Origin of the sequence: Campylobacter concisus, assembly GCF_003048615.2 — a bacterium.
GTDB lineage: Bacteria > Campylobacterota > Campylobacteria > Campylobacterales > Campylobacteraceae > Campylobacter_A > Campylobacter_A concisus_C.
Window position 1 is genome coordinate 1 of the sequence record NZ_CP049263.1, and the last position, 16,324, is coordinate 16,324.

11 protein-coding genes, 1 other RNA gene and 1 pseudogene are annotated in these 16,324 nt (G+C 40.2%); 9 read left to right on the forward strand and 4 right to left on the reverse strand.

From position 1 onward, the window contains the following. The 5 genes from dnaA to CVS89_RS00025 all read left to right on the forward strand — a co-directional run bounded on the left by dnaA (position 1) and on the right by CVS89_RS00025 (position 6,733). Positions 1 to 1,311, forward strand: coding sequence for a chromosomal replication initiator protein DnaA (gene dnaA / locus CVS89_RS00005; protein WP_021085683.1), 1,311 nt, complete (start codon positions 1 to 3; stop codon positions 1,309 to 1,311). 154 nt (positions 1,312 to 1,465) lie between these two features. Then, the gene (gene dnaN / locus CVS89_RS00010) at positions 1,466 to 2,539 is read left to right on the forward strand and encodes a DNA polymerase III subunit beta (RefSeq protein WP_021085700.1); all 1,074 of its coding nucleotides are present in this window, start codon (positions 1,466 to 1,468) and stop codon (positions 2,537 to 2,539) included. Positions 2,540 to 2,553: 14 nt separating this feature from the next. Continuing rightward, positions 2,554 to 4,863 carry a DNA topoisomerase (ATP-hydrolyzing) subunit B gene (gene gyrB / locus CVS89_RS00015; protein WP_103581634.1) on the forward strand — a complete coding sequence of 770 codons (2,310 nt, stop codon included), beginning with the start codon at positions 2,554 to 2,556 and terminating at the stop codon, positions 4,861 to 4,863. Between the two features lie 17 nt (positions 4,864 to 4,880). Continuing rightward, positions 4,881 to 5,498, forward strand: coding sequence for a preQ(1) synthase (gene queF / locus CVS89_RS00020; protein WP_232523977.1), 618 nt, complete (start codon positions 4,881 to 4,883; stop codon positions 5,496 to 5,498). After that, positions 5,498 to 6,733: an HD domain-containing protein gene (locus tag CVS89_RS00025; RefSeq protein ID WP_103643788.1), complete on the forward strand. Its 1,236-nt coding sequence runs from the start codon at positions 5,498 to 5,500 to the stop codon at positions 6,731 to 6,733. Before queF ends, CVS89_RS00025 begins: the two co-directional genes overlap by 1 nt. Here the strand turns inward: CVS89_RS00025 and ffs are convergent. Further along, positions 6,720 to 6,817: signal recognition particle sRNA small type (gene ffs, locus CVS89_RS00030), an RNA gene on the reverse strand. The genes CVS89_RS00025 and ffs overlap by 14 nt on opposite strands. Before the next feature lie 113 nt (positions 6,818 to 6,930). Between ffs and CVS89_RS00035 the strand changes: the two genes are divergently transcribed. Next, a complete protein-coding gene (locus CVS89_RS00035; RefSeq protein WP_103643789.1) occupies positions 6,931 to 7,362 on the forward strand; it encodes a hypothetical protein in 432 nt (143 codons plus the stop codon). Positions 7,363 to 7,421: 59 nt separating this feature from the next. On the opposite strand, the gene CVS89_RS00040 is transcribed toward CVS89_RS00035, so the two are convergent. From CVS89_RS00040 to CVS89_RS10205, 3 genes and pseudogenes are all read right to left on the reverse strand, one after another. Further along, entirely contained in the window at positions 7,422 to 9,023 is a 1,602-nt protein-coding gene (locus tag CVS89_RS00040; protein ID WP_107848023.1) for a flagellar hook-basal body complex protein, read from the reverse strand. 5 nt (positions 9,024 to 9,028) lie between these two features. Then, positions 9,029 to 9,736: a flagellar basal body rod modification protein gene (locus CVS89_RS00045; RefSeq protein ID WP_103607233.1), complete on the reverse strand. Its 708-nt coding sequence runs from the start codon at positions 9,734 to 9,736 to the stop codon at positions 9,029 to 9,031. Positions 9,737 to 9,744: 8 nt separating this feature from the next. Next, a pseudogene (locus CVS89_RS10205) lies at positions 9,745 to 10,311 on the reverse strand (flagellar hook-length control protein FliK); the annotation flags it as partial. Positions 10,312 to 11,306: 995 nt separating this feature from the next. Between CVS89_RS10205 and typA the strand changes: the two are divergent. From typA to CVS89_RS00065, 3 genes are all read left to right on the forward strand, one after another. After that, positions 11,307 to 13,109 (forward strand): translational GTPase TypA, encoded by a 1,803-nt coding sequence (gene typA, locus CVS89_RS00055; RefSeq protein WP_004317297.1) that lies wholly within the window; start codon positions 11,307 to 11,309, stop codon positions 13,107 to 13,109. A 180-nt stretch (positions 13,110 to 13,289) separates the two neighbouring features. Beyond that, positions 13,290 to 13,859: a hypothetical protein gene (locus CVS89_RS00060; protein WP_103594449.1), complete on the forward strand. Its 570-nt coding sequence runs from the start codon at positions 13,290 to 13,292 to the stop codon at positions 13,857 to 13,859. Between the two features lie 20 nt (positions 13,860 to 13,879). Continuing rightward, positions 13,880 to 16,321: a molybdopterin-dependent oxidoreductase gene (locus CVS89_RS00065; RefSeq protein WP_107848025.1), complete on the forward strand. Its 2,442-nt coding sequence runs from the start codon at positions 13,880 to 13,882 to the stop codon at positions 16,319 to 16,321. Positions 16,322 to 16,324 lie beyond the last annotated feature (3 nt).

Consider the following 16,324-nt stretch of genomic DNA (forward strand, 5'->3'; position numbering starts at 1 on the left):
TTGCTAGCAGACGAAATTTTAGAAAATCTTTCTAACCAAATTTCACCTGAGGAATATCAAAGTTATATAAAACAATTAAAATTTAATGAAAAAGCTTCAGATGATAATTTAATAGTTTTTACTGCACCAAATGAATTAATGGCTAAATTCATTAATACAAGATATTCTGATAAAATCGCCCACTTATACGAAGTTAGAACAGGCATTAAACCAAATATCGAAGTCACAGCTACACAAAGAACTAAAATAACAAAACAAAGCCAAGTAAATGTAAATCAAATAAAAACTCAAAGTAGTATTTTAAATCCAAGCTATACATTTGAAAATTTTGTCTGTGGTGCTTCCAATCAATATGCATTTTTAAGTGCAAAAGCAGCCGCTGAAAAGCCTGGTGTACTCTACAACCCACTTTTTATATATGGTACAACTGGTCTTGGTAAAACTCACTTACTTCAATCAGTAGGAAATCATTGCCTAAATAAAGGCAAAACAGTTATTTGTGTAACTAGTGAACAATTTATGATAGATTTTACAAGCCACATAAATAATCACTCAATGCCAAAATTTCGTGAAAAATATAGAAACTGTGACGTATTACTCATTGACGACGTGCAGTTTCTTGGTAAGACAGATAAGATCCAAGAGGAATTTTTCAACACTTACAACGAACTTTTAGCTAAAAATGGTCAAATTGTTATGACTTCAGATCGTCCGCCAAAAACATTAAAAGGCTTTGAAGATAGGATGATATCAAGATTTGACAAAGCTTTCATGGCTGATATCACGCCACCTGAGCTTGATACAAAGATAGCCATCATCATCAAAAAATGTGAATTTGACAAGATCGATTTAAATAAAGAGGTTATAAACTACATAGCTACAAATATGGGAGATAACATCCGCGAAATCGAGGGAGCTATCATCAATTTAAACGTTTTTAAAACTCTTATGAAAGAGGAGATCACACTTGATCTTGCAAAGAGCATATTAAAAGATCTCATTAAAGAAAAACGTGAAAATATAAATTTCGATACCATCGTAGATATAGTAAGTAAAGAACTTAATATAAAACAAAGCGATATAAAAAGTAAATCAAGAGTCACAAATATTGTAGAGGCTAGACGCATCATCATCTACCTTGCAAAGATGCTCACAACAAATTCTATGCCACAAATTGCAAATTACTTTGGTATGAAAGATCATAGTGCCGTTAGTCATAATATTAAAAAAATTAACGAACTAATACAAACAAATGAAATTTTTAGCCTAAAAGTAACTGAACTAAAAAATAAAATTTTGACAAAAGGATAAAATAGAATATGAATTTAGTGAATAAATGTGAAAAAAATAGTACACATTTTCACGTTGAAAATGGCTATATTTCAATATTGAAATGTGATTTTCACTTTTTAACGCCACCAACTAAAATAAAAAATTTAAATATTAAAATAAGAGGGAGATATTAATGAAAGTTTTAATAAACAAAAACATGCTTGAAAGCATAGTAACAAACACTAATCCATATCTTGAAAAAAGAGATCTTAGTGCTATCACTTCTCACATCTACATCTCTGCAAAAGATGGAGTTTTAAACATAAAAGCGACTGATCACGAGATAGGACTAGCATATAAACTAAGCAATGCAAAGATCGTTGATGAGGGTTATGCAACTGCAAATGGTAAAAAACTACTTGACATCATCAAAAGCTTAAAAGATGAAGAAGTAATGCTTGAGACTGTTAACAACTATCTTTATATCAAGCAAAAAAACTCAAAATACAAACTTCCTATGTATAAATTTGAAGACTTCCCAGAGTTTCCAACGATAGAAGGTAAATCAAAATTCGATGTAGACGCTGTTATGTTAGGCAGAAGCTTAAAGAAAATTTTACCAAGTATAGATAGTAATAATCCAAAATTTGAATTAAATGGAGCGTTTTTAGATATTAAAAAAGATCTTATAAATATCGTAGGAACTGATACCAGAAGACTTAGTGTATTTAAATTTCAAACTCCAACTGAAAAGGAATTCTCATTAATAATCCCTAAAAAAGCCATAAATGAAATTCAAAAGCTATTTTTTGACAAGATAGAAATTTATTATGATGAAAATATTTTGATCGCACAAAGCCAAAATTTTGAGTTTTTCACAAAGCTGATAAATGGCAAATTTCCTGACTATGAGCGTGTCATACCAAAAGAAGTAAGAAAAAGACTTCAACTAAGTAGAGATAAAATGGTAGATGGTATCAAAACAATTTCGATGTTAAGTGATACAATGAAAATAACTTTTGCAAAAGAGAGCATAACATTTGAAAGCGTTATAGAAGACAACTCAGAAGCAAAAACGACGATAGATTATCAAACTGGTTTAGAAGCTGAAGATGAGTTCTTTATAGGTATAAAAAATAGATATTTACTTGATTTTTTAAGTAGTATTGAAGATGAAAATTTTGAGCTTGGATTTAATGAAAGTTCTCTAGCATTTGTTGTAAATTCAAAAGAGTTGACAACAGTAATAATGCCAATAAATTTATAAAATAAGGCAAGATTATGGAAAATAATTACGGCGCAGAAAATATTAAAGTACTAAAAGGGCTTGAGGCGGTTAGGAAGCGCCCAGGCATGTATATAGGCGATACTAACATAAGCGGTCTTCACCACATGATCTACGAAGTCGTTGATAACTCTATCGACGAAGCGATGGCAGGATACTGCGATACGATAGATGTTGAGCTTACACGTGAGGGCTCAGCGATCATTAGCGATAATGGCCGTGGTATCCCAGTAGATATGCACCCAACTGAGAAAATTTCAGCTGCGACTGTTGTTCTAACTGTGCTTCACGCTGGTGGTAAATTTGACAAGGACACTTATAAGGTCTCTGGTGGTCTTCACGGCGTTGGTGTATCTGTCGTAAATGCCCTTTCTAAAAAGCTAGTCGTAAATATCAAACGCGATGGCAAGCTTCACAGACAAGAATTTGCAAAAGGTATCCCTCAAAGCGATCTTGAAGTGATAAAAACTACAAACCGCACAGGTACGCAAGTTGAGTTTTGGCCAGATGATAGCATATTTGAAGTGACTGAATTTGACGATGAAATTTTAGTAAAAAGATTTCGCGAGCTAGCCTATCTAAATCCAAAGATAACTATAAATTTTAAAGATCAAAGAAATGGCAGAAGCGAGAGCTTTCATTTTGAGGGCGGACTTGAGAGCTTTGTAACTGATATGAACAAGGCAAATGCTGTTAGCAAAGCAGTCTCATTTAGCGGCGGCGAAGATGATGTTATGGTTGATTTTGCGCTGCTTTACAACGACACTTATAGTGAAAATTTACTAAGCTTTGTAAATAACATCAAAACTCCAGATGGCGGTACTCACGAGGCTGGCTTTAGAGCGGGTCTTACAAGAGTTATCACAAACTACGTTCAAGCAAACGCTGCTGCACGTGAAAAAGATACAAAGATAACTGGCGAAGATATCCGTGAGGGACTTATCGCAGTTGTAAGCGTAAAGGTGCCAGAGCCACAGTTTGAGGGACAAACAAAGGGCAAACTAGGCTCAAGCTACGTAAAACCTATCGTTCAAAAGATGGTTTTTGACGTGCTTACAAAGTATTTTGAAGAAAATCCTATCGAAGCAAGAGCGATAATGGATAAAGCCCTAATGGCAGCTCGTGGTCGCGAGGCAGCTAAAAAAGCTAGGGATCTAACTCGCAAAAAAGAGAGCATGAGTGTAGGCACACTCCCTGGCAAACTAGCTGATTGTCAGAGTAAAGATCCAGTAATTAGCGAGCTATACCTAGTGGAGGGCGACTCTGCGGGCGGTTCTGCAAAGCAAGGACGTGATAGAGTTTTTCAAGCGATATTGCCGCTTAAGGGTAAAATTCTAAACGTTGAAAAGGCAAGACTAGACAAAATTTTAAAGTCTGATGAGATAAAAAATATGATAACAGCGTTAGGTTGTGGCATCGGAGATGAATTTGATGCTGAAAAGCTTAGATATCATAAGATCATCATCATGACCGATGCTGACGTCGATGGTAGCCACATCCAGACACTTCTTTTAACTTTCTTCTTTAGATTTTTAAATAAAGTTGTAGAAAACGGCCACATCTACCTAGCTCAGCCGCCACTTTACCGCTATAAAAAAGGTAAGAAAGAAATTTATCTAAAAGATGAAAAGGCACTAAATGAATTTCTTATCGAAACTGGCATCGAGGGCGTTGATATAGAGGGTATTGGTAGTGCTGATTTGATTGATTTTTTAAAGATCGTTGCAGCTTATAGAAGCGTCTTAAAAGAGCTTGAAAAACGCTTTAACGTCCTTTCGGCGATCCGCTATATGATAGAAAATCCAGACATCGTCTCAAAAAGCTACAATGAAATTTTTGAAATTTTAAGAGACTTCTTAAAAGCTGAGGGTCACAACATCCTAAACCACTACGTTAGCGAAGATGAGGTTAGAATTTATGTCCAAACTGAAAGCGGCCTAGAAGAGCTTGTGGTAAATGAAAATTTATTTACAAATCCACTCTACGAAGAGGCGCTTTACATCAGCCAAAAGATAAAAGAGCGTGGCCTAGACTTGCATAGTGACGTTATAGACGTGCTTGATGAAGTAGAGAAAAATGCGAAAAAAGGTGCATATATCCAGCGCTACAAAGGTCTTGGTGAGATGAACCCTGAGCAGCTTTGGGAGACTACGATGAACCCTGAGAACAGAAGACTTTTAAAGATCGATATAAACGACGCTATAAGCGCTTCTGATACGTTTAATCTCTTCATGGGCGATGAGGTCGAGCCAAGAAGAAACTACATCCAAGATCACGCAAAAGACGTTAAACACTTGGATATTTAAAAGAAAAAGGATAAAAAATGAGCGAAGAGATGAAGTATGGCGAGAAAATTTTGAAAGAATTTGACGTAGAGAGTGACCTTGAGGTCTGGGAAAATAAGCAAACAAGGGACTATGTCATAAAGATCACTCTGCCTGAGTTTTGCTGCCTTTGCCCTCGCTCTGGTTATCCTGACTTTGCGACGATATATATTGAGTACATACCAAATAAGCTTGTAGTCGAGCTAAAAGCGATAAAGCTTTATATAAATAGCTTTATGAACCGCAACATCAGCCACGAAGATAGTATAAATGAAATTTACTCTGTTTTAGAGAAAAAACTTGAGCCTAAATTTATGAAGATAGTTGGCGACTTTAACCCACGTGGAAATGTCCATACTGTTATCGAGATCAGCTCTGATCTAGTGGTAAAAAAGCCAGCTGAAGAGAAAGAATACGCTCCAAGAAGTAGGGAGAGAAGCTTTAGCGACAAAGCGCGTGAAAGACGTAGCACAAGCGATCGCGCTAGTAGCAGAGGCAGCAGAGATGATAAATTTAAAAAAGATGACAAGCCAAGAAGAAGCTCAAACAAAGAGGGCTTTAGAAAGATAAGCTACGCCGATGATAAGAAGCCAAAAGTAGTCAAAAAGGATAAATAATGATAAGTGCTAAGCTTATAGAACATATCTTTAAAGCAGCATCTATATCACGTTGGAACGACTATCCAAAGATGACGAATTTAGTCGAGCTTGACAAACAGGCTCATAAATTTATCATCGCTTATTTTATAGCAAAACAAGAGCAAAATGCTGACATGAACTACATCATCGAGGCTGGAATTTTTGAGTTTTTAAGCAGGGTCGTAGTCACAGACATACGCCCTGACGTCTTTCACCACATCCAAAAGACAAAAAAAGAGCAGATAAATAGCTGGGTTTTAAGTAACCTTGAGACGCTCATCTCAGATATCGAGGACGGCGAGTTTTTGGAGAGGTTTAAAAACCACTATAAAAACGACAAAACTCACGAAAAAGAGCGCCTTATACTAAAAGCAGCCAGCTATCTTGCCACGAGGTGGGAATTTTCTATCGTCTATCAAACGAGCCAGTTTTTAAGTGACATCGACGAGCTTAAGGCGAAGGTCGAGGAGGAGATGGAGGATTATTACGAGCTAATTGGCGTTAGAAAGATCGCTATGAATCAAAAATTAGCCCGCCTTGTAGATCTAAGTGGCAGGCTAAGGTTTCAAAAGCGCTGGGCACAAACGCCTCGTATCCCTGAAACTGCGGTCTTAGGGCATATGCTAGTTGTTGCGATACTAAGCTACTTTTACTCACTCAAAGCAAAAGCTTGCAAAAAACGGCTAGAAAATAACTTCTTTTGTGCACTATTTCACGACCTACCAGAGAGCCTTACAAGGGATATCATAAGCCCTGTAAAATACGGCGTAAAGGGGCTAAATGAGATCATTAGCGAGTATGAGATGAGGCTTATTGATGAGAGGATTTTGCCATTTGTGCCTGAAAAGATCAAAGATGAGTTTAGCTACATCCTTGGCATCAGAAAAGATGGCGAGAAATTTATCAAAGATGAGTTTGAAAATAGAACTTATGAGCGCAAGATCATCTGCCACGAAGGGACTATGGAAAACGTAAATGAGGATAAATTTAACTCGATCGATGGCAAAGCGCTAAAATACTGCGACAAGCTCTCAGCCTACATCGAAGCTGGAATTTCCATAAGCTACGGCGTCAAGTCAAAAGAGCTAACTGACGGCTTTAATAATATGTATAAATTTTTTAGCGAAAAACCTAAGATCGATGGAGTGGATTTTTTAGAAATTTGCGATGATTTTAATGAGCATTTTGGTTTAGAAAGACCCCCTCTCAGATGACTGCGGCACACACTTAATACAAGTGCTCTGCTGTGTTCCCACCCTGAAGCGGTGCTCATAAAAAGCATTGCACAGGTCTAAGAAGGAGCTTCGCAATCATACAAAAACTATACTTAAATTTAGTTTTATAGTTACATTTTTAAAAATTTAGCTTTAAGAGTATATAATCTCACATAAATTTCACCAAAAGTAGGGCAATGTCAGGAAAGATCAAACTTCGTTTTTTATCGGCCTTTAGAGATTTTTTTGTCTATCATCACAAGTCTTTAGAGTTTCGTGCCAAAATTTTTGCTGCGATTATCTCGGCTAAATTTGACCCAGATGAGGATGATTTTTTCATCTTAAATGACATCGTAAATGAAATTTATGAAAACGATCAGACCAGAAAAGACTTCTTAATCCAAACCGTTAGAGAGTACGTGGCAAGGGTCAAAAGAAACGATAGGATCACGCTTGACACGCTTCTTTTAAGCATAGATAAAGATATGAAAGATCACAAAAGATATGCTAAAAAGATAGACTTTTCGCACCTTCGCCGCTTGATGAGTGGCTGCGAGGAGGAAATTTTAGTACAGCAAAGGGTCTATGAGTTTTTGATAAACGAGGTCAAACTCTACTCGCAAATTTAAAAATATTTTAATACTTTAAATTTTTAAGATTTTATTATCAAAAAGAGCCAAGATGAAGATTATTTCTTCATCTGGATAGCAGTTTGTATCATCTCATCACTTGTAGTGATGCTTTTTGCACTCGCTTCGTAGGCCTTTTGCGTGACGATCACCTCGCTTAGTGCTTGACCAAGATCGACGTTACTCATCTCAAGCTTATTTGCCAAAATTTGCGCCCCATAAACGGTCTCGCCAGCTTTGTTTTTGTAAAAAAATGGCTCGCCAGAGTTGGCTGTGGCTTCATAAAGGTTGTCGCCCACTTTTGCCACGCCTTGCTCGTTTATAAAGTGAAAAAGCGCCACTTTAGCCACCGCAAATGCGCGCGAGTTGTCAAAATTTGCCATGATGTTGCCGTGGTCATCGACGCTATATTTTGATAAAAGCCCCTCAGCGTAGCCATCTCTTTTTATGTTAAAGTCTTTTCTGGCGTTTGCTGAGCTTGTCATGCCGTTATAAACGTCCGCGTCGCCATCGCCTTCGAAGTTTAAATTTACGCCACCAACGCTTGTTAGCGTATTTGCGACAAGCCTGCCGCTGCCATTAAATGTAAGCGAGCCCATCGCCGTATTTTGCACGGCTCCGTTGGCGTCTGTTATGGTCGCCACTGCGTCCCAGATGGTCTGGTTGCCAGTTTGTGGGATCTGCTTGGTTAAATTTATAGTGACCAAACTCTTTGTGCCGTCTGCATTGTAGATATCAGAGGTTAGTTTCTCTTTGTTTGGCACTTCAACGAGCGAGGTGACTTCAGCATTTACCTCTAAATTTGCAAAATCCATAAATTTAAGGCTCTTGTCGTTTATCTGCCAAGTGCCATCACCCTCAAGCGTGGTAGAAAACTCGCTAAATTTACCATCGCCATCTTTTACTTTTACGACCACGCTGTCGCCAGCTTTTGCGCCAAGAGATGTGGTGCTTAGTGGGATCTGTCCGTTTAGTGAGATCGTCTTGTTTGTATTATCAAGTGTGTAGGTGTATTCGTTAGCCTCAAGCGCTGTCGTTTTTTTATCTGTTATGCGGGTTGAGTTTAGGTTGCCTTTTAGGCTGATGTTTGTAGTAGCCTCAGCTGGCATAAATAAAAAATGAGGCAGTGTTATGCCCTTTTGTGAGCCAGGATCGCCAAGACTTAGCTCCTCTTGCGAGACTGTGTAAGCTTGTGGGGCGCTTGAGGTTTGACCATATTTTTTAAGAGCGGTTGCACTTGGCGTGGTCGGAGTGAAATTTGCAAGCGTGCCAAGTAGCATATTTCCCCTAGTATCTACTAAATTTCCAGCCGCGTCTATGTCAAAAGTGCCTGTTCTTGTGTAGTAGTTTTTGCCTGTTTTATCGACAACACCAAAGAAGCCATCTCCGCCTATGGCAAGGTCAAAGTTGTTATCAGTGCTTTGAAAGCTGCCATTTGACATGTCAAGCGCGGTCGTTTGCTTAGTAGCTCCAAGTCCCACTTGATCGCTAGTTGGGCCACTTCCTGCTGATACTAGGTTTTGGTTTATTAAATTTTTAAACTCAGGGATTGAAGCTTTGAAACCGACATTGTTTATGTTTGAGATGTTATTTGACCAAACATCCATGCCAAAGCTTTGCGTCTTGATGCCGCTAACCCCGTTGTAAAAACCTCTCATCATGGCTTTTAGCCCTCGTAATATTCAGATACTTTATCCATAGAAACGTATTCGCCAGCTACTTTCATCATAGCCTTGCCATCTACAAATTTCACCGCCTCGACTGGGTAGTTGCCTATTTGCGTCTTGTACTCTTTGCCATCTTTGCCAGTGTAAGTTGCCGAAATGGTGTATGAGCCATTTGGCACTTGATTGCCAGACGCGTCTTTGCCGTCCCAAGCTAGGTTATGAACGCCTGCATTTGTCTCGTTTAGATCAGTTGTTCTTACGACTTGGCCATTTGCGTTTTTGACCTCGATTTTGCCATTTGCAAGATCTGTTTTAAAGTAAAGCGCAAATTTTGCATCTTTTTTCTCATCTGTTAGCGTGACTGCATTTGAGCCAGTTGAGACCATCTTGCCAAGGGCTGAGATAGCGTAGGCATTTGCGTTTGACTTTAGCTGACTTACTAGCTCTTTCATCGCTTTGTTTGTATTTTCTTGCATCTCGACTGATGCTAGCTGGCTAGTTTGCGTTAGCATCTTTTCAGTATCCATAGGACTTGTTGGGTCTTGGTGCTGAAGCTCGGTTAAAAGTAGCTTCATAAATGCATCTTTATCTAGCTGTCCATTTGGATTAGTTCCTGTGCTAGCTGCAGCGTCTTGTCTTGCTTTTGCCTTTTTCTCGGCATTTTTTTGCTGTGTTGTTTGTGTAGTTATATCTGAAACTGAAGCCATAATCTCTCCTAAATATATCTTGGTATTACTAGCTCAAGCAAGCTTTGTTCCGCTTGAGCGTTTTCGCTCTCGTCGCTTTGATTTGAGCTATATTTGTTCTTTGCTTGTTCTCTTTTTTCTTGTCTTTGGTTTTGGTCTGAGAAATTCATCTCAAGCTCGGTAAATCCCATATTTACAAGGCTGTTTTTAAACTCAGCTTGGTTTTGTAAAAAGAGGTTCATAGTCGCTGTGGTCGAGCTAAAATTTACATGCAAATTATTGCCGCGATTTACCATCGTGATCTCGACCTCGCCTAAATTTAGCGGATTAAGCGTGATGTTAAAGCGAGTGATCGGCGCTTTGTAGTTTTGCACCTGCTCTTTTAGCGTAGAAGAGAAGTTGCTAAGCGTCTCTTTTATCTCTGCCTTTGTTTGAAGCTGGTGTTTAGCGCTATTTGCGATATCTTTTACCATTTGATTTAGCTCTGATTTATTATCACTGCTAAATGTCTCCTCGCTTGGCTCAGCCTCGCTCATCTGCTCTCTTTCTGGAAAGAGTAGTGACTCAAGAGTTGGGGCTTTTTGCGCCTTTTGCTCGTGTAAATTTACCTTTGCTTTTGGCTCTTTTGGCTGCTCATCTGGCTCAACATCCACTATCTCATCATCAAGCTTTACTTCACTATCATCTAGCTTTTTAGGCTCTTCTTTGACTAAATTTTTAACTTCGCTGACTGGATTTGCCACAACCTCTTTTAGCAAAGTATCAAGCTTTACGACCTCTTTTGGCTCGTTTTTGATGATAGTTTGCTCGACCTCGTTTTTTAGCTCTTTTAGATAAAAAGGCTTGTCCTCGGTCTTTATCGGCGTGAAGAATTCCTGCTTGCCCAAATTTTTAAACATCTCGTTTAGTTTTGGCACATCTTCATTTGAAATTTCTATATTTTCAAGGCCAAGGTCAAATTTCTTAGCAAGGTCGATAAGATCGCTAACACTTTTAACGTTGCTAAGCTCTTCGACGTTTTGGGGCACACTTAAGAAATTTGCTATTTTGTCGCTGAAATTTGGAAATTTACTTACTTTTTCATTGCCGTTTAGTATCTCTAAAACTTGCAAAAGCTGCATGAAATTTGCATTTTCATAGAGCTCATTTTTTGTATCTTCGTCCAAATTTTCTTCAAGTGCGGCTGAAATTTTTGCCACGCTTTCGTTTTGCGCCTTTTCTATCGTCTCTTTTTGGATATCAACAGTTTTTACTATCTCTTTGACATCCTTTTCGGTGATCTTTTGACCGCTATTTGCCTTGCTCGCAGCCGCATCCAAAACCATCGACAAAAACTCGCCGTTGTTTTGAGACTTCTTCGCAGCCGCAGGCTTTTTAGTAGCCGCAGGAGCTAGCAAATCTACGTTGTTTTTCGCTGTGTAAGCTTGCATTTAATCCCTTTAAATTTAAAAACTTAACGCTTACATGCAAAATCTATTCCAAAAATTAATTTCTTGATATCAGCTTAAAATTTATAAAAATTTGGCTATAATCTGCCCCTATTTTAAAACTGATAAAGCGAAAAATATCAAACTAATAAACGGAGAAAAATTTGGAAAAGATACGAAATATAGCCGTCATCGCGCACGTCGACCACGGTAAGACAACAATGGTTGATGAGCTTTTGAAGCAGTCAGGAACATTTAACGAGCATCAAAACCTTGGCGAGCGTGTAATGGATAGCAACGACATCGAAAGAGAGCGTGGCATCACGATCCTTTCTAAAAACACCGCCATTCGCTACAAAGATACAAAGATCAACATCATCGACACCCCAGGCCACGCCGACTTTGGTGGCGAGGTAGAGCGTGTTCTTAAGATGGTTGATGGCGTTTTGCTACTTGTCGATGCGCAAGAAGGCGTTATGCCACAAACTAAATTTGTCGTCAAAAAGGCGCTCTCACTTGGACTTCGCCCAATCGTCGTCGTAAATAAGATAGATAAGCCAGCAGGCGATCCAGACCGCGTTATAAATGAAATTTTTGACCTTTTTGTCGCACTTGACGCAAACGACGAGCAGTTAGAATTTCCAGTCGTTTATGCAGCTGCAAAAAATGGCTATGCAAAGCTAAAACTAAGCGATGAAAACAAAGATATGCAGCCACTTTTCGAGACTATCCTAGCTCACGTACCAGCTCCAAGTGGTAGTGACGAGAACCCACTTCAGCTTCAAGTTTTCACGCTTGATTATGACAACTACGTCGGCAAGATCGGCATTGCGAGGATTTTTAACGGCAAGATAGCTAAAAATCAAAACGTCATGCTTGCAAAGGCTGATGGCACAAAGACAACTGGTAGAATTTCAAAACTCATCGGCTTTATGGGACTTGACAGGATCGATATAAACGAGGCTGGCACTGGCGACATCGTAGCGATCGCTGGCTTTGACGCGCTTGACGTTGGCGATAGCGTCGTTGATCCAAACAACCCACATCCACTTGATCCGCTCCATATCGAAGAGCCAACTCTTAGCGTTGTATTTTCTGTAAATGACGGCCCACTAGCAGGCACTGAGGGCAAACACGTTACATCAAACAAGATCGATGAGCGCCTTGCAAATGAGATGAAGACAAATATCGCGATGAAGTATGAAAACATCGGCGAGGGCAAATTTAAAGTAAGCGGCCGTGGCGAGCTTCAGATCACCATTTTGGCTGAAAATATGCGCCGCGAGGGCTATGAGTTTTTACTTGGCAGACCTGAGGTCATCGTAAAAGAGATAAACGGCGTAAAATGCGAGCCATACGAGCTTTTAGTCATCGATGCGCCTGATGATACGACAGGCACAGTCATCGAAAAACTAGGCAAAAGAAAAGCTGAAATGGTCTCTATGAACCCAACAGGTGATGGCCAAACAAGGATCGAATTTGAGATCCCAGCGCGCGGACTTATCGGCTTTAGAAGCCAGTTCTTGACTGATACAAAAGGCGAGGGCGTTATGAACCACAGCTTTTTGGAGTTTAGACCACTAAGTGGCACCGTCGAGCACAGAACAAACGGTGCGCTAGTTTCTATGGAAAATGGCGTAACGCTTGCTTATTCGCTATTTAACTTGCAAGATCGTGGCGTGCTATTTCTTGATCCGCAAGCAAAGGTCTATGTGGGCATGATCATCGGCGAGCACAGCCGTCCAAACGACCTTGATGTAAATCCTATCAAAGGCAAAAACCTAACAAACGTACGTGCCAGTGGCAGTGACGATGCGATCAAACTAGTGCCGCCTAGAAAGCTAAGCCTTGAGCGCGCGCTAGAGTGGATAGAAGATGACGAGCTAGTTGAGGTTACGCCTATAAATATCCGCGTTCGCAAGCGCTATCTAGACCCAACAGAGCGCAAAAGAAAAGCAAAACTATAATCCAAATTTGCTAGCAAAATCCCTTTGGTGCCAGCCAAAGGGCTAGCAAAATTTTTATCTTAAATTTACTTTATACCTTTCAAATCCCCTAAAATACTTACTTTTCTCTAAATATAGCAATATAATTTTAAGCATGCTGGTTATAAAATTCATTTAATTTCTTTTTTTAAGGATTGTCAAATGAAAATGCTATTTTTAGCCCCAGTGCTAGCTTGTAGTCTTGCCTTTGGTGCTGATGTGATCGCAAAAGATGCAAACATAACACTTGATGGCAAGATGATCGGTAAGATCGAGGTTTTAACGCCAGTTGAAGTCTTAGAAAAAGGTGATAAAACGAGTAAGATCAAGGTTAGTGGTGTAGTGTCGGCAAACTACTTGGCTCAGCTTCAAAGAAGCGTAGAAGACCCTGAAGTTTTTGTAGCTTTTGATGACGAGAGCGAGGCAAATTTCAAAAAAGTAAAAGATCTTGAAGATGACTATGGCGAGGTTTGGTACCAAGCTGATGGCGTTTATGAAGTGCCAAATGACGCGCTTGGTGGCAACCAAAAAGAGCTTTACGCAAAGGCAAAGAAAATTTACGAAGAGACCTGCTCAGCATGTCACAGACTGCATGAGCCAAATAGCTTCACAGCTGCTCAGTGGCCAGCAAATTTATCTGGTATGGTCGATGCGAAATTTGTCGCACTTGATGAAACTGATCTAAATTTAGTGCTTAAATACCTACAACACAATGCCAAAAAAGTAAAATAAATTTTCATAAGGGAGAAAATATGAAAAGACGAGATTTTATAAAATTTTCTGCACTTGCTGCCACAGCGGCGCAGGCAAACAAGATAGAGGGCGTGACAAAGACCATCTTTGATCAAAGCAAGACCTTTGGCGCAAATAGATTTGGTCTATTTTGGGCAAATACCAACTCAAACCAAATCGTCTCCGTCGATCCATTTGAGGGCGATAAATTCCCAAATACCATGAACAATAGCTTGCCAGACCTCATCCAAAACGAGAGCCGCGTACTCTATCCATACGTAAGAAAGAGCTATCTAAAAGCAAAAGGCGCAGCAAAGAGCGAGCTTCGTGGCAAAGAGGAATTTGTGCGCGTTAGCTGGGACATGGCCCTTGATCTAGCAGCAAAAGCCTTAAAAGAAAATTTCGACAAATATGGCCCTGAGAGCATCTACGGCGAGTGCTACTGGTGGGGCGGCAGCGGTAAGATCAGCTGGGGTAGGACTGTTGGTCACAGGATGCTAAAAGTGCTTGGCGGATATGTAGAAGAGAGCGGCGACTACTCAACGGGTGCTGGCCTTGTTATCATGCTTCACGTCCTAGGCAACAGCGCCGTTTATGATGCTCCGACAAAGTGGGAGGCTATCGCTAAAAACGCTAAAAATGTTGTATTTTGGGGCACTGACCCACTTGTAACTGATCAAATTTCATGGCAACCACCAACACATGATGGCTATCTTGGCATCAAAAAGATAAAAGAGGCAGGCATAAAAACTTATAGCGTTTGCGTCTTTAAAAACGACACCACAAGATACCTTGACTCTGAAGCTATCATCGTTCGTCCAAATACCGACGTAGCAATGATGCTTGGCATGTGCCACTATCTATATGAAAACAAGCTTTATGACGAAGAATTTATCAAAAAATACACAGTTGGCTTTAATAAATTTAAAGACTACCTGCTTGGCACAACCGACAAGGTAGTCAAAGATATCAACTGGGCTAGCAAAATTTGCGGAGTAAAAGCTGAGGATATCGCAAAATTTGCAACAGCACTTGCAAAAGAGCCAAGCGTCATCATCGCAGGCAGATCACTTCAAAGACAAGATCACGGCGAGATGAGCTTTTGGGGTATCGTAACACTTAGCGCGATGCTAGGTCAGATAGGCAAAGAGGGACTTGGCTTCGAGTTTAACCTCTACCACTCAAATGGCGCTACAGACAAGATCGCTCCGTCACTAAAAGGCATCAGCACTAGCATAAGCGAGAAATACGACAACGTAGATGGCGCTCCTTGGAAGAAATTTAAAAACGTCACCATCCCATCTTCAAGATCGATCGAGGCTTTGCAAAACCCTGGCAAAGAGATAGACTATGACGGCTCAAAGATCAAGCTACCACACATGAGAGTGGCTTACATGGCGTCTGGATCGATGTTTACAAGACATCAGGATGTAAATAACGCCGTAAAAGCGTGGCGTAAATTTGATACCGTAATAACCGCTGAGCCATTTTGGACAAGCACAGCAAAACTAAGCGACATCGTCTTACCAGTAGCCCTTGAAGTCGAGAGAAACGACATCAACCAAAGCGTGCCTACAAACGAATACATCGTAGCTTACAAGCCTGTCGTAGAGCCTATGGGAGAGAGCAGGAGCGACTACTGGATCTGCTCACAAATCTGCAAACGCTGGGGCAGAGAAGAGGTCTTTACAGAGGGCAAAGATGAGCTTGGCTGGGCGAAAGAATTTTACGCAGACGCAGCCGAGCAAGCTAAAGGCATAAATGTCAAGATGCCAAGCTTTGATGAGTTTTGGAAAGAGGGATATGTTAGATTTGAGCAAGATGATGAAGCTAGCAGATACTACACAAGGCTTAGCGCTTTTAGAGAAAATCCTCACAAAAACCGCCTAGGCACGCCATCTGGCAAGATAGAGCTCTACTCTCCAACTATCGCTAAATTTGGCTACAAAGACTTTGCGCCACACGTTGCTTGGATCGAGCCGTTTGAGTGGCTTGGCAGCGAAAAAGCCAAAAAGTATCCATTTAGCGTCACAACCCCGCACTCAAGATACCGCCTCCACTCACAGCTAAATAACTCAATAATCAGAAACTACGCTGAAGTATGCGCACGCGAGCCAATGCTAATAAACGTAAATGACGCCAAAGCAAAAGGCATCGCAACTGGCGACGTGGTGAGAGTATTTAACGACAGGGGCGAAATTTTAGTTGGTGCGCTAGTTACTGACATCATCCCAGAGCACGTCATCGCCATCTGCGAGGGTGCGTGGTACGATCCTGAAGTGCTAGGCGAAAAGAGCCTTTGCAAGCATGGCTGCGTCAATGTCCTAACTCGCGACAAAGGCACATCTAGCATCGCTCAAAGCAACTGCGGACACACGATCCTTGTAAATTTAGAAAAATACAAAGGCGAGATCAAACCGATCACCGCGTTTTCTAAACCAAAAATTTTACAATCTTTGTAGAAT